The 20,596-nt window shown below is 47.9% G+C and carries 17 protein-coding genes and 1 pseudogene; 11 read left to right on the forward strand and 7 right to left on the reverse strand.

Annotated features, from left to right (window positions below; all coding sequences use genetic code 11):
- The first annotated feature begins 74 nt into the window (after positions 1-74).
- Both mtaB and ACYVJM_RS04635 read left to right on the forward strand, forming a co-directional pair.
- The gene (gene mtaB, locus ACYVJM_RS04630; RefSeq protein ID WP_461147024.1) at positions 75-1,403 is read left to right on the forward strand and encodes a tRNA (N(6)-L-threonylcarbamoyladenosine(37)-C(2))-methylthiotransferase MtaB; all 1,329 of its coding nucleotides are present in this window, start codon (positions 75-77) and stop codon (positions 1,401-1,403) included.
- Positions 1,404-1,612: 209 nt separating this feature from the next.
- On the forward strand, positions 1,613-1,975 hold the full coding sequence (locus ACYVJM_RS04635; RefSeq protein ID WP_461147732.1) for a DUF1304 domain-containing protein: 363 nt from the start codon (positions 1,613-1,615) through the stop codon (positions 1,973-1,975).
- 230 nt (positions 1,976-2,205) lie between these two features.
- Here ACYVJM_RS04635 and ACYVJM_RS04640 read toward each other — a convergent pair whose 3' ends face one another.
- From ACYVJM_RS04640 to ACYVJM_RS04650, 3 genes are all read right to left on the reverse strand, one after another.
- Complete coding sequence (locus ACYVJM_RS04640; RefSeq protein WP_461147025.1) at positions 2,206-3,534, reverse strand: ammonium transporter; 1,329 nt, start codon at positions 3,532-3,534, stop codon at positions 2,206-2,208.
- Between the two features lie 60 nt (positions 3,535-3,594).
- Entirely contained in the window at positions 3,595-4,752 is a 1,158-nt protein-coding gene (locus ACYVJM_RS04645; RefSeq protein ID WP_461147026.1) for a porin, read from the reverse strand.
- Between the two features lie 347 nt (positions 4,753-5,099).
- Entirely contained in the window at positions 5,100-5,450 is a 351-nt protein-coding gene (locus ACYVJM_RS04650; RefSeq protein WP_461147027.1) for a 4Fe-4S dicluster domain-containing protein, read from the reverse strand.
- Between the two features lie 133 nt (positions 5,451-5,583).
- On the opposite strand from ACYVJM_RS04650, the gene ACYVJM_RS04655 reads away from it, so the two are divergent.
- Entirely contained in the window at positions 5,584-6,618 is a 1,035-nt protein-coding gene (locus ACYVJM_RS04655; RefSeq protein ID WP_461147028.1) for an acyl-CoA reductase, read from the forward strand.
- Positions 6,619-6,713: 95 nt separating this feature from the next.
- Here the strand turns inward: ACYVJM_RS04655 and ACYVJM_RS04660 are convergent, their stop codons facing one another.
- The 3 genes from ACYVJM_RS04660 to ACYVJM_RS04670 form a co-directional block, all read right to left on the reverse strand.
- Positions 6,714-8,444, reverse strand: coding sequence for an alpha/beta hydrolase (locus ACYVJM_RS04660; RefSeq protein WP_461147029.1), 1,731 nt, complete (start codon positions 8,442-8,444; stop codon positions 6,714-6,716).
- A 421-nt stretch (positions 8,445-8,865) separates the two neighbouring features.
- On the reverse strand, positions 8,866-9,690 hold the full coding sequence (locus tag ACYVJM_RS04665) for a glycoside hydrolase family 16 protein (protein WP_461147030.1): 825 nt from the start codon (positions 9,688-9,690) through the stop codon (positions 8,866-8,868).
- Between the two features lie 24 nt (positions 9,691-9,714).
- On the reverse strand, positions 9,715-10,557 hold the full coding sequence (locus ACYVJM_RS04670; RefSeq protein ID WP_461147031.1) for an alpha/beta hydrolase: 843 nt from the start codon (positions 10,555-10,557) through the stop codon (positions 9,715-9,717).
- A 145-nt stretch (positions 10,558-10,702) separates the two neighbouring features.
- Between ACYVJM_RS04670 and ACYVJM_RS04675 the strand changes: the two genes are divergently transcribed.
- Positions 10,703-11,407 carry an esterase family protein gene (locus ACYVJM_RS04675; protein ID WP_461147032.1) on the forward strand — a complete coding sequence of 235 codons (705 nt, stop codon included), beginning with the start codon at positions 10,703-10,705 and terminating at the stop codon, positions 11,405-11,407.
- A gap of 206 nt (positions 11,408-11,613) precedes the next feature.
- A complete protein-coding gene (locus ACYVJM_RS04680) occupies positions 11,614-12,678 on the forward strand; it encodes an ATP-grasp domain-containing protein (protein ID WP_461147033.1) in 1,065 nt (354 codons plus the stop codon).
- 96 nt (positions 12,679-12,774) lie between these two features.
- On the opposite strand, the gene ACYVJM_RS04685 is transcribed toward ACYVJM_RS04680, so the two are convergent.
- Positions 12,775-12,984, reverse strand: coding sequence for a hypothetical protein (locus ACYVJM_RS04685; protein ID WP_461147034.1), 210 nt, complete (start codon positions 12,982-12,984; stop codon positions 12,775-12,777).
- A gap of 220 nt (positions 12,985-13,204) precedes the next feature.
- Between ACYVJM_RS04685 and ACYVJM_RS04690 the strand changes: the two genes are divergently transcribed.
- From ACYVJM_RS04690 to ACYVJM_RS04715, 6 genes and pseudogenes are all read left to right on the forward strand, one after another.
- Complete coding sequence (locus ACYVJM_RS04690; RefSeq protein ID WP_461147035.1) at positions 13,205-14,863, forward strand: TldD/PmbA family protein; 1,659 nt, start codon at positions 13,205-13,207, stop codon at positions 14,861-14,863.
- Between the two features lie 102 nt (positions 14,864-14,965).
- Positions 14,966-16,327 carry a TldD/PmbA family protein gene (locus tag ACYVJM_RS04695; protein ID WP_461147036.1) on the forward strand — a complete coding sequence of 454 codons (1,362 nt, stop codon included), beginning with the start codon at positions 14,966-14,968 and terminating at the stop codon, positions 16,325-16,327.
- A pseudogene (locus ACYVJM_RS04700) lies at positions 16,317-16,724 on the forward strand (GxxExxY protein). The gene ACYVJM_RS04695 and the pseudogene ACYVJM_RS04700 overlap by 11 nt, the downstream one beginning before the upstream one ends.
- 44 nt (positions 16,725-16,768) lie before the next feature.
- Positions 16,769-18,409 carry a TldD/PmbA family protein gene (locus ACYVJM_RS04705; protein WP_461147037.1) on the forward strand — a complete coding sequence of 547 codons (1,641 nt, stop codon included), beginning with the start codon at positions 16,769-16,771 and terminating at the stop codon, positions 18,407-18,409.
- Positions 18,410-18,520: 111 nt separating this feature from the next.
- Positions 18,521-19,858: a TldD/PmbA family protein gene (locus ACYVJM_RS04710; protein WP_461147038.1), complete on the forward strand. Its 1,338-nt coding sequence runs from the start codon at positions 18,521-18,523 to the stop codon at positions 19,856-19,858.
- Positions 19,859-19,992: 134 nt separating this feature from the next.
- The gene (locus tag ACYVJM_RS04715) at positions 19,993-20,502 is read left to right on the forward strand and encodes a GNAT family N-acetyltransferase (RefSeq protein ID WP_461147039.1); all 510 of its coding nucleotides are present in this window, start codon (positions 19,993-19,995) and stop codon (positions 20,500-20,502) included.
- The last annotated feature ends 94 nt before the right edge of the window (positions 20,503-20,596 follow it).

The raw sequence follows: 20,596 nt of genomic DNA on the forward strand, positions 1-20,596 counted from the left end.
ACTACCGGCTGAACCATGAAAAACGGAACCCACCCCATCGTTTTTTTGTACTTTTGCAGGATATAGATCTTGCCGTGAAAAAAGTTGCTTTTTATACACTCGGTTGCAAACTGAATTTTTCCGAAACCTCTACTCTGGCTCGTCTGATGGAACAGCAGGGTTTTGAACGGGTGGAGTTCAACCAGCAACCCGATGTTTTTATCATCAACACCTGCTCTGTGACGGACAATGCTGACAAAAAATGCCGGAAGATTGTTCGTGAAGCGCAGAAAATTAATCCTGATGGCTACGTAGCCATTTTGGGGTGCTACGCCCAGCTAAAACCGAAAGAGATTTCGGAGATTCCGGGTGTCGATGCGGTATTGGGTGCCGCCGAAAAATTCCGTCTGCACGAGCTCATGCCCACTTTTGTGAAGGTGCCTACGGGCGAACCTGCTCAGGTATTCAATTCACCCATCGAAGAGGCCATTGATTATCATGCCGCCTATTCGCTTAACGATCGGACACGTACCTTCCTGAAAGTGCAGGACGGCTGTGACTACCCGTGCGCCTATTGCACCATTCCGTTAGCAAGGGGCAAAAGTCGGTCCGATACGATTACCAACGTTGTGAAGGCTGCTCGTGAAATTGCCGAACGGGGGGTCAAAGAAATTGTGCTGACTGGTGTCAATATCGGCGATTTCGGCTTGATCAACGGCCAGCGGGAAGAAACTTTTTTCGACCTTGTTCGGGCTTTGGATGAGGTGGAAGGCATCGAACGTTTTCGCATTTCGAGTATTGAACCGAATCTGCTTACCGATGAAATCATTGAATTTGTTGCCCAGTCGAAGCGCTTTGTGCCGCACTTTCATATTCCGCTTCAATCGGGCAGCAATCGCGTGCTGGGGCTAATGCGCCGTCGGTACAAACGAGAACTCTACGTTGATCGGGTCCAGAAGATCAAAGAATTAATGCCCCATGCGTGTATCGGCGTTGATGTGATTGTCGGACATCCCGGTGAAACCGATGCGGAGTTCAAGGAAACGTACGTATTCCTGACTGAACTTCCAATCTCGTACCTGCATGTATTCACCTACTCCGAGCGGCCGAATACAACTGCATTGACCATTAAACCGGTCGTTCCGGGGCCAATTCGGGCGGAGCGGTCAAAGATGCTGCACATTCTGTCGGATAAAAAACGCAGGGCCTTTTACGATACGCAGGTTGGTCGGGATGCCACCGTACTCTTTGAGGAAGATGTGGCCGATGGGCTGATGCAGGGGTTTACCGAGAACTACGTCCGTGTTGTAGCCAAGTACGACCCTTTGCTCATTAACGAAACGCTGGTCGTTCACTTAAGCGCAGTCAATGCTGCCGGTTTAATGGATGTGACTGAGCCAGAGACCCTACTGGAAACTCATTGACTAACGACGAGTTAAATTGTAAAGTAAGCCGGTGTAACTACCGGCTTTTTTATTGCCCATGGTTTGAAGCAATCACGTTTGACAGTAGTCAGCAAAACCCTGCTAATCAAAAGGTTGATGACATCAAAAATGCCATTTGTGGTGTAATTCTATTGGCGTTTAACGTTCTTGCGTTTTTAGCAACACCTTCTAATCAAACCCTTTACGATATGAAATTAATTTCTGAAATCCTTATTGGAATTGTTGCACTCGAACATCTCTACATTCTATGGCTGGAAATGTTCGCCTGGACTACCCAGGGACGTAAAACCTTCAAATCATTACCAATCGACTTATTCGAGAAAACTAAATCGCTGGCGGCCAATCAAGGGCTTTATAATGGTTTTCTGGCCGCCGGTCTACTTTGGTCGTTATTGATTGACGACGCAGTCTGGAAAATCAACGTTGCTTACTTCTTTCTGGGGTGTGTTGTAATAGCTGGTGTATTTGGCGCACTAACCGCCCAACGTTCTATCTTTTTTGTTCAGGCGCTTCCGGCACTTCTCGCCTTGCTTGCCCTAGCCTTTGCTTAATGACTCCGATTAACGCTGTCCAGTACACTAATCAGACTTTCTGAAATGCCCTTAAAATAGGAAACCGCTCCCAAGTGGGAACGGCTCCATGAGTACAACAAAACCACAGATAAAGCTGTCAGACATTGTAGGCCAGACAGGGTGCCTGTGGCTCAGTTGCTATTGAATATAGGATGTATGATCGGGGTAATGCGTCGGCATATATCCTGTATCACACATCCTATATAAATTTAGGCTTCGATGAGGAACTCGTCGTGCTGGCTTACGTCCAGACCGGTTTTTTCATCTTCCTCCGTAACACGCAGTGGCAGAATCAGATCGGTAACTTTAAGCAATGCGTAGGACATTATGAAAGCGAATACCGATACACCAACCAGCGCAATCATGTGGGTGATGAACAGTTTGGTTTGACCAAATGCCAGCCCTTCGTCAACAACAGCGGAGTTGATGCCTTTGCTCGCGAAGATACCCGTCATAACCATACCTACCATACCGCCAACCCCGTGGCAGGGAAATACATCAAGCGTATCGTCAAGCGTTGACTTCGAACGCAGGTGAGCTACATAGTTTGAAATCATAGCCCCAATCGTACCAATGAAAATGGCCGTTGGGATGGTCACGAAACCGGCGGCAGGGGTTATAGCAACCAGACCAACAACCGCACCGATACAGAAACCTAGAGCCGATACTTTCTTGCCTTTAGCGGCATCAAACAATACCCATGCAAGACCGGCAGCAGCAGCAGCCGTATTCGTAGTAGCGAAAGCCGAAGCAGCCAATGGAGAAGCAGCTACTGCCGAACCAGCGTTAAAACCAAACCAACCGAACCACAGCAGACCTGTACCTAACAAGACGAACGGGATGTTTGCCGGTGGGAAATAGCTGGCTTCGAGGTGCGACTTCCGGCGCTTCAGATACAAAGCACCCGCAAGCGCAGCCCAACCTGCCGACATGTGTACAACAGTTCCACCGGCAAAATCAAGAACACCTAACTTAAACAGGATACCCTCCGGATGCCAGGTCATATGCGCCAAAGGAGCATAAACGAACAGGCTGAACAGAATCATGAACAGAACGTACGAACGGAAGTTGATACGCTCAGCCATCGAACCCGTAACAAGCGCTGGGGTGATGACGGCGAACTTAAGCTGAAAGAAGGCGAAGACGACCAGCGGAATAGAAGCCGCCAGCGACCATGGCTTACCGTCCAGTACCCCTTTGAACATGAAGTGATCCATTGGGTTACCGACAAAGCCACCGATACTGGAACCGAATGCCAGGCTAAACCCAACCACTACCCACAGAATACTGATTACACCCATGGCTACAAAGCTTTGCAACATGGTCGAAATAACGTTTTTGTTGTTAACCATTCCACCGTAGAAGTACGCCAGACCTGGAGTCATCAACAAAACCAGCGCGGTAGCAACAAGCATCCAGGCGGTATCACCAGAATTTATTCCTTCTGTAACAATTTGTGTCGGAACGGAAGGCATAAACACAGCCAATATACTGATAATCAGCAATATGGCGAGAGGGATGTAGTTTGGCTTTTGCATAGAAATTGAGGTTTTTTGTTGTACTAATGAAAGTTGGGTTAAGAAATTGAGTACCAGTTACTAGAATTTGAAGATAGCAGCCATGCCGAGCGTGGCCTGTGAAGTTGTCAACGAACCGTCGTTCTTCTCGAATTTATTGGCGGAATAACTATCAATCCGCAACTCAGGCTTGAGCAGTAAGTGGCCGTCCGCAGCGGTAATATTTCCAGTCACCGTGATCGAATTGACACTAGCACCCAAACCGGCAGCATCGGTCAAGGCACGGGCCCCGTTTTTGTTGTCAAATGTTTCGTAACGAACACCAAGACCAAATTTGTCCGTGAAGGCATAGTTCGAATAAACAGCTACACCACCCCAGCTTTTTGAGGTCGATGGGCCGCCGGTGCCCTGATAATCCCCTTTCTGAGAACCAGAGGCCGCGTTCAGTCCTAAGAAAAACTTAGACGTTACCTGATAGGTAGTGGTTAAATCAAATAATTGATACGTTGCCTTATCGGCGGTGACAGCATCTACATCATTTGTTGCTTCATTCGACACGATAGCGTTCAAATAAACATTCCAGCCCGATACGGGTGAGAAGAACAACTGGCTGATCAGCCCTTTCTTCTTGTTATTGTCGTATAGATTGTCCACGTTATTCACCAACCCTACCATCAGCGATGCCCGGTCACTGAAGGCATATTGTGCTTTCAGGCCGATATGATAGAAAGGACCGTTATTGAATAAGTTAGACAGCGAGTAATTGTAATTCACCGGGGCGTCGATTACTTCATACCCGATATGTGTACCAAACTGGCCAGCCGTGAACGATAGTTTATTCGTTGCCTTGTATGTAATGTAAGCTTGCTTGATCGCTAACGAAGTAGAACCGGGGCCAAGGGGACCAATGTAGTTACCGTAGTTACCCAGATCAGAAAATGGACCGAACGTTAAGTCCATTACGGCATCAACCTTACTGGCCGAGTAAACAGCTTTTGCCTGAATCAATCCAATTCCAAACTGGCCGGCCCGCTGATCGAAGGCACGGGCGTTTCCAGCTTTCCCTGCCCCGCCCAAGCCCAGGTTGGACTGACTTTTGGGATTATTGAAGTTCCCGAAGTAATACGTATCCATGTACCCTGAAAACGTAAACTTCCCTGGAGCAGCAGTGGTCGAATCTTGCGCTTGAGCGGTAAAACCCAAAAACAAAGAACTAAGAAGTAAAATTACTTTTTTCATACTGTTTATTCGGTTGCAGATAATCTTTACTGTGGTCTTATTACGAAGCAAATTTTGTTGAATAATTTATCCTATGCAATAGACTACCCAAAATAATTATGATTTCTGTCCGAAATAAGTCAATTTTATTAAAAATATGCTAAAACTTAGATGTAAAATACCCTAATTTACCTAAAATAAATAATTTTAATATATTTTGTTCAAGAGCGATTAAACCAAATATTATTCTTAATGAAATGCCCTTTTTTTATCTACATAATGCTTATTTTATTAAACAAATATGTCTAAAATGCAAAAAAGCCCAACCAGCGAACTGATTGGGCTTCATTTATAAGAAAGTTGTTTTCTTATGCCTCAGCGTGTAACCACGCTTTCTTGGCTAACAGAATTTCTTCGTCTTCAACATGTTCTGGGTCAGGCACGCAGCAATCCACCGGACAAACAGCAGCGCATTGGGGTTCTTCATGAAAACCCATACACTCCGTGCACTTATCAGATACTATATAATAGAATTCATTGGAAACTGGTGATTGCGGTGCCTTACCACTCACAACCGTGCCATCGCCGAAATCAACTTCGGTCAGTTCGGTTCCACCTCCCCAGGTCCATTCAACGCCACCTTCATAGATAGCCGTATTGGGGCATTCGGGTTCGCAGGCACCACAGTTGATGCACTCATCGGTGATCATGATTGCCATGAGCAGTATTTATTTATTAACGTAAAACAATAGCCTTGTAAATTGAACAACAAATATAACTATTTAAAGGTTGGCGCCAAACTAATATTTAATTACAATAGTTGATGGGGTATTCCATTTGTTTATCCGATTCATGATTTTATCAGAACGACTGCATACGTTCGTTGCCCTGGGCGATTTTCTACGCTCGGCCGACGCTCAACCCGAACTTACTGAAATTGTCCAGCAAGCGTACTATAAAAATAACTGGTTCACGCCCGAAAACTCGAAGAATGCGCTTAGTGCGATTGCCAATGAGTTTCTGACAACCGATAAACTTTCTGCCTGGGTAAATCAATATGATCTTGACTCCACTATCGGCTCCGGTCAACACGTACATGCAGTAGGCGTTGTTATGGCTGGAAATATTCCGGCTGTAGGCTTCCATGACCTGCTTTGCGTTCTCATGAGCGGGCATAAACTCATGGCTAAACTCAGTAGCCAAGATTTTGCACTTATCCATTATTTAATACAAAAATTAAAGGAGATCAACCCGCAGTTTAGCGACCTTATTGAAGAAGCCGACCGTTTGAATGCAGCGGAAGCTTATATCGCAACGGGCAGCAACAATACCGCTCGTTACTTCGAGTACTATTTTGCCAAAAAGCCACACATCATCCGCAAGAACCGGACATCGGTCGGTTTGCTAATGGGTGAGGAGACGGAAGACGAATTTTTAAAGCTTGGTCATGACATTTCGGACTATTATGGCCTAGGTTGCCGTAACGTGTCGACTATTCTGGTACCCGAAGCGTATGATTTCACTCCTCTCCTGCGTACGCTTGAGCCACAGGTGTCTATTTACCTCAACAATCATAAGTACCAGAATAACTACGATTATAATAAGTCGATTTATCTGATCAATGCCGTACCGCATCTGGATAATGGCTATTTACTGCTGACTGAAAATGATGCTCTGGTCTCCCCTATTTCTGTTCTGTACTTTCAGACCTATAAAACTCAGGACGATGCTTCAGCCTGGCTCAGTAAGCATGCAAATCAGATTCAGGTCGTAGCCTCCGCACAGGGCTGGTATCCAGGCAGTGTTCCATTTGGCAATACACAGCGCCCAGGGTTGAGCGACTATGCTGATGGCGTCGATACAATGAAATTTTTGAAGGAGTTATAAGTCAGGAGTTAGTATGTAGGAGCGAGGAGTTGCTGACGCCAGTAGTTTTCTAGCGTCAGCAACTCCTCGCTCCTACATACTAACTCCTTTAAAGATTAATAACGCCAGCTTTTCAGATCGGCGCCCTTAGGGGCGGATTCGTTAATTCGTTTCAAAATTTTGTCGATGTACAGCGTATTATACCGTAGTCGACTAATATAATTTGGTTGTGTTGGATCGCCATTCCAGCAATGTTCAGCCCGATCGCCGTAGGCGACTTCACTGCTGGCAGATGGATTTTGAACACTTTTCAGGAAGTCTTCCATCAAATAGACGGCGTTATTGAGATAATAATTGTCCATATCTCCACAATAGATATGAATCTTGCCTGTCACTTTGGGACCTAAGGTTTTCCAGTCGCGCCGGAGGATATGCAGTAAATCGTAATGGTCTCGCCAATAGAGTGCTACCGTTGGATCAATATCGCCGGTGAGTTTATCCCAGATACGCTTTGGATAACCGTCTGGCCCGGCAGGAGAATAAACAGCCTCCCAAATATCGAACTGGTCTCCCGAACGGGAATGGGTACCCAGTGCCAGCTCACGATGGTTGGTCTCTTCAACGGTTACTTTCACCTGACCGAGGTAGTTCCGCTGACCGGGGCGGGGTGTTCGCCGAAACGGTCCTTCGGCATAATAGGCATTTTTGTCTTTATAGAGATTGAAAACGGTATACGCATCGAACGCAATTGGGTCCGGGCATGCAGCAAAACAACCATTGAACTCATCGGGATAAAAGACCTGTGCCGCCAAAGCCTCCCAACCACCCGTCGACCCCCCATACGTAAAGCGTGCCCAACCCTGCCCTATTCCTCTAAAACGCTTTTCGATTTCGGGTAATAGCTCATACATAATGGCATCGCCATAGGGCCCAAGGTTTTCTGAGTTTACAGCGTATGAGTCGTCATAATAGGGGTTAGCGTGCTGTATTTCAATAATCAGCATGCGTGGAAAGTCCTTGCTCGTCCATTTTTTATAGAAATTATACGCTTCCTGAGCGACTATTTTCTTATAGCCATGGATTTTAAACCGCTCAATGTAGTCGGTGGTGTCCATGTTTGCGGATGGGGGCGTTTCACTAAAGCCATCGAAATTTGACGGAAAGTGACCGTGATTGATGCAAATTGGGTAGCGGGCTTCGGGATGCTCGTCAAAACCGGCGGGTAGCAATATGTGGGCACCAAGGTACATAGGGCGCCCCCAGAACTCGGTCAGGCGCTTACTCTGGATTTTGATATGCTTGATAAACTTCGTGTCTTTCGGCTCATCCAGTGCTGGATTTACCTGATCCAGTACCACCGAAAATGCCTGCTTTGAGCCTGCTTTGATGCTTATTTTCTGGGGTTTACTGAACAGGTTACCCGGTGCGGTTCGCCAGTTCTGCCCCTCTCCCCTGTCCATCGGCAACTTTACGGTATGCCGGGTTCCATTCGGACCGTTCTTGACCTGAAACGTCTCGTACTTATGCAATACAGCCTGTACAAAATAATCGCCGGCGGGCAGGTCTTTGAGACTACGCTTTGGATAACCGAAAGCGCCCGCATCAACAATAGCCAACTGGCCCGGCTTGAGACCATTTACATCGATCCCGAAAAGCTGGGCTGTTTCGACGGCGTCACTTACCTGTTCACGAGGTTCCGGTTTATTGGTTTTAGCCAGAATAAGCAGAACCCGCCCATCCAGCGCCGTTTTGCTTTGCGCATTCGGAAATGAGACAGAAAAGGTTGTTTGGGCAAATACATTGGCTAAAAATGTACAGCCGAAAAGAGTAAGTAGCAGTCGATGCATCGTGTAGAAAGGAGTTAAATGAGTCCTCAAACTACACAAAAAACCGACTTTACAAGCAATGTGCATCTAATTTACAGCTATTTAGCGCTCTTTCACGGCAGTCTGACCATGCTCTTGCACAAGCAGATTAGAAAGCCGTTCATTCAGTTCTTCGACATTACTGCTCCGTTTCAGATTTAGTCGTTTTGTGTGAAGGGTATCCGTTTAAATTTTAGTAAGCTGGTCGGTATAAGAATGAACCAAGACTGGCACATGGGTCTTTTTATTTTCTTCAACTATCAAAAGCCTCCTCGGGGTGGTAGTGCGGGTTACCTGATCAGGTCCGGGAACAAGGGTGTTTGACAAACGTACCACCATCAATTAAAATGGGGTAGCCAGCCTTACGGCCAGCTACCCCATCACTAAAGCGGCTGCTATTTTTTTATTGGTATACGCGTACGTAGTCAACCTCCATACGTTGCGGCCAGATACTTTCATCAACGCCTTTCTGGCCACCCCAGTTTCCGCCAACGGCTACATTCAGGATCAGAAAAAACGGTTGATCAAATGGCCACTGTGCCTCATTACTGCCTAAAACTGATTTTTCTACGCTATAATATTTATGGTCATCCACGAAAAAATCAATTTTATCGGCAGTCCATTCGATGGCGTATAAATGAAATTTAGTTGTTGCATCGTTCAGGGTGGTGGCACTTCCTTTTTCGGTCTTTCTGGCATGGTTATAAGCCTCGGTATGAACCGTTCCATGAATAACACCCTCATCGAATCCAACGTGTTCCATTATGTCAATCTCGCCACTTCTGGGCCAGCCCGCCGTTGATATAGTTTTTCCCAACATCCAGATGGCGGGCCAGGTACCCACACCTTTCGGAAGCTTAGCCATGGCTTCTATGCGGCCATAGGTCCATGTTGTTTTGTTCTGCGTCAGTAATCGGGCAGAGGTATAATTTTTACCCTGATAGGCTTCTTTACGGGCTTCAATGACTAGTTTGCCATTTTCAACACGGGCATTTTCAGGACGCCGGGAAGTGTAAAACTGAAGTTCGTTATTTCCCCAGCCGTTCCCACCTACTTCGTATCCCCATTTGGTTGAATCGGGTAAACCCGGTTTATCAAACTCATCCGACCAGACCAGTTTGCGGGCAGCCGGCATGGCTGTTGTGCTTGGTGGCATGGTTACTTCAGGGCTTTTACAAGCCAAAAACAGAATCAGAACAAGGGTTTTAAGAAGTAACAGGTTTTTCATAGTCGTTTAGCTGCTTTCGGTCAATTAGTCATTCGGCGAAAATGCCCAGCCAAGGAAATCGGGCATTATTTCGCTCCACGTTTCCTGATTATGCTCCCCCCCCTGTATTTCTACATACCGAATGTCGCGGTTACGGTCATACCCTTTTTTAACGAGTTCATCAATCAGGTCGGTAGTATCATCAATGGCATCGATAATACCGTTGTTATTCCGATCGCTGGTTTCGTCTTCGGTACCGGTCTCAAACCAGAATTTTAGAGGTTTGTGATCACTCCCCTTTCGTACCAAATCGTGCATGATCCGGTCGGTTTCATCCCGATAGCCGTCAGCCGTGCTTTTACTGCGCCACCAGAACGAGCCCGAAAAAACCCCCGCCCGACCAAATCGTTCGGGGTGGTGAAAGACGATATCGAAGGCGGACAAGCCCCCTAATGAGAACCCGGCAAATACCGATTGTGCCGGTTCTGTACTCACTCGGTAATGCTTTTTAGTGAAAGGCAACAGCTCTGTCAGGACAAAGTCGGTGTACATACCCGCTTTACTGCCCCTGTTCATATAATCGGCCTGTGCAGCTGTGCCATATTCCTGAATTCGATCACCGGCATGAATAGCAACAAGAATAAAGGGGCGAATACTGTTTTTCTGGTACAGTGAATCCAGAACAGCCGTCATCTTCAGACGCGGTAAATCCTGCCCGTCATTCAGGTATAAAACAGGGTATACCTTCGTAGTTGACAGATAATCTGGCGGCAGTACAATCGTCAGGTGAACTGTTCGATTGAGAGGAACAGAGTGTAGAGAGTCGTCGCGTCGAACCGTTACGGACAGTGGTTCGATGCGGTTAAGGGCCGGTATATTGTCAGCCATAAGCGCCAGTAAAGTCAGAAAGAAGAGAATCACAAGGTGCAAAATTGATGTTTTTTCCGCTCAATAAGTGCCCTTTTTTGTCGGAGCCAGCTATTTCGTCTATTTTCATCCGATTTTACTACGTCCTCAACAAATAGATACAATCGTGCAGGAAGATTATCGTAAGTGGTATTCGCACCATCTGGGCCGCGACATTGAGATGCTGGTTTATGGAAACTGGGGGTATCCAGTCATACTCTTTCCAACCTCGATGGGCCATTACTATGAGTATAAAGATTTTGGTCTGACAGAAACTGCCCGGTGGTTTGTTGAAACAGGAAAAGTCAAATTATACTGTATTGACAGCATTGACCGCGACAGCTGGTACGCCAAACATCTGCACCCCGGCACCCGCATCTGGAACCACGTGTTGTACGATCGCTTTTTGCATGAAGAACTGGTTCCGGGGATTCAGCGGGAGTGCAACGTCCAGAAAATCGGGGTATCGGGCGCTTCGTTTGGGGGGTACCATGCGTTGAATTTTGCCTTCCGGCATCCGGAGCAGGTCGGGCACTTATTAACAATGGGGGCCGCGTTTAATATTCGTTCGTTTCTGGGTGATTATTACGACGAAAACGTGTACTTCAATAACCCGCCCGATTTTCTGCCAAATGCCCAGAACAATGAATTTTACAACATGAACATTGTACTGGGAACATCAGAATACGATTTCTGCAAAGACTCAAATTACCAGATTTCGGGTATCCTCAACCAGAAAGGTATTCGTCATAAGCTGGATGTGACACCCTGGGGCAACCACGACTGGCCCGTCTGGAAAGACCAGTTTCCCCGCTATTTAGGCATGATTTAAGTCTACTATAATAGACGGTTGCGATGAGGTTGAATCTAACAACCACACTGCATTCATTGGGGTTAAGCCCTATAAGGCCCGTTGGTGCCCCTGATGCTGACTGGTCGGCAAGGGAAATAATTTTTAGTACATTTACCCGCGTTGTCATCCTGTAAACAGCACAGGCTACTTTTACTTTCAGATACAACTAATTAATTATCAGCTTTATGAATCGTATTGGAATTTTATTCGGCCAGGAGAACACATTTCCTCAGGCATTTGTAGACCGAGTTAACGAAAAACAAAGTCAGTTTCCGGCTGAGTTTGTTAGCATCGAACAGGTTGAACAGAGCGTTCCCACCGACTATGCCGTCATTATTGACCGGATTTCACAGGACGTACCTTTTTATAAAGCGTTTTTAAAAAATGCCGCGTTAACGGGTACGGCCGTTGTCAACAATCCCTTCTGGTGGAGTGCCGATGAAAAATTTTTCAATAATGCGCTGGCCGTTCAGTTAGGCGTTCCTGTTCCAAAAACGATTCTACTGCCTTCTAAAGAACGTCCGGACGATACCAATCACAATTCATTTCGCAATCTGAAGAATATGAATTGGGAAGGTATTTTTAACCACATTGGCTTTCCGGCATTCATGAAACCTCATGCCGGTGGCGGTTGGAAGAGCGTATATAAAGTTGACAATCCCGACCAGATGTTCAAAGCCTACGATGAAACGGGGCAGTTGGTTATGTTGTATCAGGAAGCGATTGACTTCACCGACTATTTCCGTTGCTACTGCATCGGTGGGAAAGACGTTCGCATTATGCCCTATGAGCCGCGGAACCCGCACCACCTCCGTTACGCTGCAGAAATGCAAACCACCGGCGATGCAGGCAAAAGACTGCTCGAAACCATGACGGACTACGTGTTGAAGCTGAATCACGGTCTGGGCTATGATTTCAACACCGTTGAATTTGCTGTGCGTGATGGGATCCCCATTGCCATTGACTTCTGCAACCCGGCCCCTGATGCCGACATTCACTCAGTAGGTCAGGAAAATTTTGAATGGGTGGTTGAAGCGGCTGCCAACATGGCCATTGAACGAGCCAAACGAGTGAAGAAAGGTCAGGACAATTTAACCTGGGGCACTTTTGTTCGTAACTCGGTATTGAATTCGCCAGTTGAATCTGCTGTTGAAAAGTCGTCGAAAGGGCCAAAGTCGAAAGAAGCGCCAAAGGGTGAAAAAGCCGACAAGGAAAAAGAAGAGACTAAGCCCAAAAAAGGGAAGAAGTAATACAAAAGCGTATCTAGCAAGCACTTGTGCCGGGGCTGGTCATACACTGGTCCCGGCACAATTTGTTTGCAGTAGGCAGGTATCTTCTTAAGAAGCTCAAAGACCAATCGACTTCGGGTCGATTCCAGTATCACGCGCTGATGCCCGCAAAATGGCTATCATTTCAATGTAGCTGAATAAACGCCCATCAATATAGTTCTGCTCCTCCGGGTCGGCAAAGGTTTTCTTCTCCTCCAGATCACGAATATTTGCATGAATGGAGATGAGCACATCCTGAATAAACTCGTTTGCCTGTTGCAGATTCATACCCAAAACGAGGATCTTTTTATACAAGTTAACCATTAACAGGAATTCCCTGTGTATAAGCAATAATACCGAATAATATTGGGGATTTTCAGAGAGTAACGACTTACCGTTCGTCACAAAATAAAAAATCTCTATTAATCGGTTCGCCTTTTTTAGCCATATTCGTGCTTTTTCCGGGCTACTGCATAGGCTCAACCATCAACAATCATTCTCTTTATACATGCAAAGACGAGACTTTATTCAATTGTCTGGCCTGGGTATTGGCAGTCTATTTACGGCTGGCGTCCCGGTTCTCGGCAATACCGTATCGGCGGAGTACCTGCTGGAAGCAAGCGGTCGCGGTGTAGGCATAGACAACGCTGCTAAAAAGCGTTTAGCTGATATCGCCCTTAATGCCGCTAAAAGTAAAGGTGCTACCTATACTGATGTACGCATTGGCCGTTATCTTCAGCAGTTTGTTTTCACCAGAGAAAATCGGGTTCAGAACATTTCCAATGCCGAGTCCTTTGGCGTTGGCATCCGGGTTATTGCAAACGGAACCTGGGGCTTTTCTGCCACCAGTAACGTAACGCCCGATGGTATTGCCAAATGCGCCGAAACCGCCGTTGCTATTGCCAAAGCCAACGCCAAACTCCAGACCGAACCTGTCCAACTGGCGCCACAGAAAGGTGTTGGTGAAGTTGTCTGGAAAACGCCCATCAAGAAAAATGCCTTCGAAATTCCGGTTCAGCAAAAAATTGATTTGCTGATGAACGTGAACGGCGAAGCCATGAAAAACGGGGCCGCGTTCGTTACCTCTAACCTGTTCTTCGTCAACGAACAGAAATATTTTGCCTCAACGGATGGGTCGTATATCGATCAGGATGTGCACCGTATCTGGCCCACGTTTACGGTTTCGGCCGTAGACCGGGCGGTGGGCAAATTTAAAACCCGCGACGCTCTCAGCTCGCCAATGGGCATGGGTTATGAGTATTTGGATGGACTGGCCTCCGAGAAGATCAAAGCCCCTAACGGACTCATCGGCTACCGGAACTCCTACGATATGTTGGAAGATGCTATTCTGGCGTCGAAACAGGCAAAGGAAAAATTAACTGCCAAGACGGTTCAGCCGGGCAAGTACGACCTTGTACTAGACCCTAACCACCTCGGCCTGACCATCCACGAATCGGTTGGTCACCCCACCGAACTCGACCGGGTGCTGGGTTATGAAGCCAACTACGCCGGTACCAGTTTTGCTACCCTCGACAAGTGGAAAACTAAATCTTTCAACTACGGCAGCAAACTGGTTAATATTGTTGCCGATAAAACGCAGCCGTATACCCTCGGCACCGTTGGCTACGACGATGAAGGTGTTCCCTGCAAACAGTGGGATTTGATTAAGGATGGCATTCTGGTCAACTACCAGGCTATCCGCGATCAGGTGGCTATCCTGGGCGAGAAAGAATCGAACGGCTGCTGCTATGCCGACAACTGGGACTCCGTACAATTTCAGCGGATGCCAAACGTGTCTTTAAAAGCAGGTACCGAGAAACGGTCCGTTTCCGACATGATCAAAGGGGTCGACAAAGGCATTTACATCATTGGTCGTGGCTCCTACTCCATTGACCAGCAACGGTATAACTTCCAGTTTGGCGGTCAGTTGTTCTATGAAATCAAGAACGGCGAGATCACCGGTATGCTCGATGACGTAGCTTACCAATCGAACACCCAGGAATTCTGGAACTCCTGCGCGCAGCTTTGCGATCAGGACGACTACCGTACATTCGGTTCATTCTTCGATGGGAAAGGACAACCTTCGCAGGTAAGTGCCGTATCGCACGGATGCCCAACCACCCGTTTCAACGGAGTCAACGTGATTAATACAGGTCGGAAAATATAGTGAAATGGTAAAGTAATAGACGAGTGCAGTTAGTAGGTTCGTCAGTACGGCCCTCCACTCACTTGGTTTACGGCTCCACTTCTACACTTAATGAACTAAACAATGGCAATCTTAACCAAAGAAGAAGCAAAGAAGATAATTGATAAAGTACTGAGCTACTCGAAGTCGGACGAAATGAGCGTCAGCCTGACGGGTGCCCGTACCGGTAACATCCGTTACGCCCGTAACTCGGTTTCGACTAGTGGCGAATCGGACAATCTGGCCCTGGCCGTAACCTCCGTTTATGGCAAACGGTCGGGGACGTCGACCATCAACGAGTTTGATGATGCATCGCTCGAAAAAACCGTTCGTCGGGCCGAAGAAATTGCCAAACTGGCTCCCGAAAACCCCGAATACATGCCCATGCTGGGACCCCAGACGTATCTGGAGACCAATACCTATGCCGAAAGTACTGCCAAGATAAATCCTGACTTCCGGGCTCAGGCCGCTTTCGACAGCCTCGACCCCTGCCGTAAGAAAAACCTTACAGCTGCCGGGTACATGGAAGACACCACCGGTTTTTCGGCTATCGGCAACAGCAAAGGACTATTCGGCTATAATCGGTCCACCAATGTTGATTTTTCCATAACCGTTCGTACGGCGGATGGACTGGGTTCTGGTTATGCAAACCCGGATGTTACTGATGTTAGTAAGCTGAGCACGAAGGCGGCTACCGAGATAGCCATGCAGAAAGCGATGGCCTCGGCCAATGCAAGAGCCCTGGAGCCGGGGAAATACACCGTTATTCTGGAACCGACCGCTTCTGTCGAACTTCTACAAAATATGGTCCGGAGTATGGATGCCCGTTCGGCCGATGAAGGACGGAGCTTCCTAAGCAAGAAAGGAGGAGGTACCCGCCTGAACGAAAAGCTTTTTGATGAGCGGGTTACGTTCATCTCCGACCCCATGAATGCTGAATTGCCCCTCTCGCCCTTTGGTGGAGGAGGTGGTGGTGGCGGTGGTGGCCGCTTTGGTGGCGGTGGTGGCGACGGCCTACCCCAGCAAAAACAAACCTGGATCGAAAAGGGCGTAGTGAAGAATATGTTCTATTCCCGCTACTGGGCCGACAAGAAAGGCGTTCAGCCCATTCCGGCACCGGGTGGCTTCATCATGCTTGGGGGTACGCAATCCCTTGCCGACTTGATAAAAAGCACCGACAAAGGTATTCTGGTGACGCGTTTCTGGTACATCCGCGCCGTTGACCCACAAACCCAACTCTATACCGGCCTGACCCGTGACGGGACGTTCTATATCGAAAACGGCCAGATCAAATTCCCGATCAAGAACTTCCGGTTCAACGAGAGTCCGGTTATCATGCTAAATAACGTCGAAGCCCTGGGCAAACCTGTCCGGGCGGGTGGCAACCTGATACCGCCGATGAAGATTCGTGACTTCACGTTCACGAGTTTGTCTGATGCTGTGTAAGATTTTGCCACAGAGATGCACGGAGGATGAATTAGCAACAATCGTAATTGGGAAAGCCATTGACGTACATCGGGCACTAGGCCCCGGTTTACTTGAATCGGCCTACCAGGGATGCCTGTTTTATGAACTTCATTCCCTTGGTCTCCATGTGGAGCGTGAACTATCAATGCCAATCGTTTATTAAGACATTGTTCTGGAAAATGGCTATCGACTAGACTTGCTGGTCGAAAACAAGCTGGTCATTGAGCTTAAAACCGTAGAAGAACTCAATGACTTACATATGGCCCAGCTACTGACTTACCTGAAGTTTGGCAACTACCGCTTAGGCTTACTTATCAATTTTCGCGTCAGGATGTTACGCGACGGCATTAAACGATTCACAAACTTTTCTCTGTGAATCTCCGTGCGTCTTCGTGCATCTCTGTGACCCAACCAAAACACATGAACCGTCGAGATTTCAACCAACTTATAGGCATGGGAGCTGCGGGCATCCTGCTTCCAAACCTTCCCGCCTTTTCACGAACCGTTAGCCCCGAAGCCCTTCTGGAAGCAGGCCTTGACGTGGCCGTCAAGAAACGCCTGGCTGATGCCGCCCTGAACGCGGCAAAAAGCAAAGGCGCCAGCTACACCGATGTGCGCATTGGCCGGTACCTCAACCAGTTCGTGATCACTCGCGAAGACAAAGTCCAGAACATCGTTAATACTGAATCCTATGGCGTTGGCGTTCGGGTCATTGCCGATGGATGCTGGGGATTTGCCGCCGTCGTTGACGCCAGGAACGAAGCCGACATGGCCAAAGCCGCCGAAAAAGCAGTAGCCATCGCCAAAGCCAACGCCCGACTCATGAAAGAGCCCGTTCAACTGGCTCCCCAGAAAGGGTACGGTGAAGTATCCTGGAAAGCGCCCATCAAGCGCAACGCGTTCGAAGTACCCATCAAGGAGAAAGTTGATTTACTCCTGTCTGTCAACAGCGCAGCTTTGCAAAACGGAGCCAACTATGTGAACTCGGTCATGTTCATGGTGAATGAGCAGAAGTACTTTGCTTCCAGCGATGGCACCTATGCCGATCAGGATATTCACCGCATCTGGCCAAACTTTACCGTTACAGCCATCGACCCCAAGACGGGTAAGTTCGAGACACGCAACACCCTTAGCTCGCCGATGGGCATGGGCTACGAATACCTGCAAGTCAACCCGGCCGATAAAGTAACGGGCATTACCACCCGCTACAACAAAGGATACGACATGCTGGAAGATGTTAAGGCAGCGGCCAAACAGGCCCGTGCTAAACATGCTGCCAAGTCGGTAGAAGCTGGAAAATATGACCTGGTGCTCGACCCGTCGCACCTTTGGCTCACCATACACGAATCCGTCGGTCACCCGCTCGAACTCGACCGCGTACTGGGCTACGAAGCCAACTTTGCCGGGACAAGTTTTGCGACGCTCGACAAATGGCAGTCGAAGAACTTTAATTACGGCAGCAAGCAGGTCAACCTCATCGCCGACAAGACCCAGGTTGGATCGCTGGGCGCAGTTGGTTACGATGACGAAGGCGTCAAAACCAAGCAGTGGGATCTGGTAAAAGACGGCACACTGGTGAACTACCAGGCCATCCGTGATCAGGTACATATCATAGGCGAGAAAGAATCGCAGGGGTGCTGCTATGCCGATAGTTGGAGTTCCGTTCAGTTTCAGCGCATGGCTAACGTATCGCTGGCGGCTGGCAAAACGCCTTTGTCTGTTCAGGAAATGATTAAAGATGTCAAAAAAGGCATCTACATCATCGGCGACGGCTCGTTCTCGATTGACCAGCAGCGGTACAACTTCCAGTTTGGTGGCCAGTTGTTCTACGAAATCAAAAACGGGGAAATTGCCGGTATGCTGAAAGATGTGGCGTACCAGTCGAACACCCAGGAATTCTGGAACTCCTGCGCGCAGGTTTGCGACGAACGCGATTATCGACTCGGCGGTTCGTTCTTTGACGGCAAAGGGCAGCCCTCCCAGTCAAGTGCCGTTTCGCATGGCAGCAGCACCGCACGCTTCAACGGCGTCAATGTGATCAATACCGCACGGAAAATCTAAACGTTATGACACAGCTATTCACGGAGGAACACGGAAATACATTGAGATTTTATTAAAAATTTCCTCTGTGTATCTCCGTGCAGCTTGGTGAATCTCTGTGGCCCAAAACATATGGCTATCATACTCACAGAAGCAGAAGCGAAAGCCCTGCTCACGAAAGTTCTCAGCTACTCGAAAGCTGATGAATGCGAGGTAAATCTAGGTGGCGAAGAGCGTGGCAACCTGCGCTACGCCCGGAATGAAGTGTCTACCAGTGGTTCCCTGAGTAATCAGAACTTACAGGTTCAATCGGCTTTTGGCAAGAAAGTCGGTGTAGCGACTATCGACGAGTTCGATGATGCTTCACTGGAAAAAGTCGTACGCCGTTCCGAAGAGCTGGCTAAACTGGCACCCGAAAACCCCGAGTACGTTGGTGTTCTCGGGCCACAGCAATACCTGAAATCGAATGGATTTTTCGATACTACGGCTAAAGTTACCCCCGACACTCGGGCTGAAGTAGTGGCTAAAAGCCTCGAACTATCCCGTGCCGAAAATCTGGCGGCAGCGGGCTTTTTGCAGGATTATTATGGCTTTTCGGCCATGATGAACTCCAAAGGGTTGTTCGCCTACTATCCTAGCACCAACGTCAACTTCTCCCTGACCGTTCGCACCAATGACGGTAAAGGGTCGGGTTATGTGGCCCGTGGTTATAGCGATTTCAACAAGCTCGATACCGCAGCGGCTACCCGCATTGCCATTCAGAAAGCCAAAGGATCGGCCGAAGCACGGGCTATTGAGCCGGGCAAATACACCGTTATTCTGGAGCCGACGGCGGCCGTCGTTTTGCTGGAGAATATTTTCTACAACATGGATGCCCGCTCCGCCGACGAAGGCCGGTCGTATTTCAGCAAGGCAGGCGGCAAATCCCGGCTGGGCGATAAAATCGTTGACGAACGCGTTACGATTTACTCTGACCCCACCAACCCGGAGTTGCCTGCATCGCCTTGGTCAGGGGATGGACAGGCTCAGGCAAAAACGATGTGGATTGAAAAAGGAGTAGTCAAAAATCTGGCTTATTCACGCTATTGGGCGCAAAAGCAGGGCAAAAAACCGCTGCCTTATCCCAACAATTTCATCATGGCAGGCGGAACGGCTTCGCTGGAAGACATGATCAAGAGCACCCAGCGGGGCATTTTAGTAACCAAGCTCTGGTACATCCGCGAAGTGGACCCGCAAACTATTCTGCTCACCGGCCTCACCCGCGACGGGACATTTTACATTGAAAACGGCAAGATCAAGCACCCGGTCAAAAACTTCCGGTTTAATGAAAGCCCGGTAATTATGCTGAATAATCTGGAGTCATTGGGTAAACCCGAACGCGTTGTGAGCACCGAATCGGATCAGAATTACCTGATACCACCGATGAAAATCCGAGAGTTCACGTTCACGAGTTTATCCGATGCGGTGTAAGCCATTGTTAACATAGAAGTTTGTGTTTAACGTGTAGTACCGACGGTCGGTACTACACGTCAATATTTGACAAGCAGACCAATCTGGAAACGTTACGAACGGATGAATCCGGCTGCTTAATTTTTTTTGTTTTCATGATTGCCATTACCGAAGCTACCGAAACCGACTTACCCATCATCCGCGACATTGCTTACCAGACCTGGCCGTCGACATTCGGCGTAATACTGTCTGCTGACCAAATTGCGTACATGCTCAACATGATGTACAGTATGGACGCTCTCAAGCGTCAGGTACACGAGCAGAAGCACGTTTACCTGCTGGCCCAGGAAGCGGAAAGTAAGGCATTTCTGGGGTTTATCTCCTACGAGTTCGATTATAAGGGGCTGTCAAAAACTAAAATTCACAAGATTTACCTGCTTCCTACCAGTCAGGGTAAAGGAGTTGGTCGGTTGCTGATCGATCAGGTAGCCGGCCTGGCTTTGGCTCGAGGAAACGCTACTCTTTCCCTGAATGTAAACAAGTATAACAAGGCCATTCAGTTTTACGAACGGATGGGCTTTTCCACGGTCGACACGGAGACGATAGACATTGGCAACGGCTTTATTATGGATGACTACGTGATGGAAAAGCCAATGAAAATATAGGCATATCACTCAAAAACAGCTATTTTTAAGCTGAGTAAGGCCTTTTTACAGCTGGTTATTTATGTTCACTACGATGAATATAATAATAACCACT

This window comes from Spirosoma pulveris, assembly GCF_054781875.1.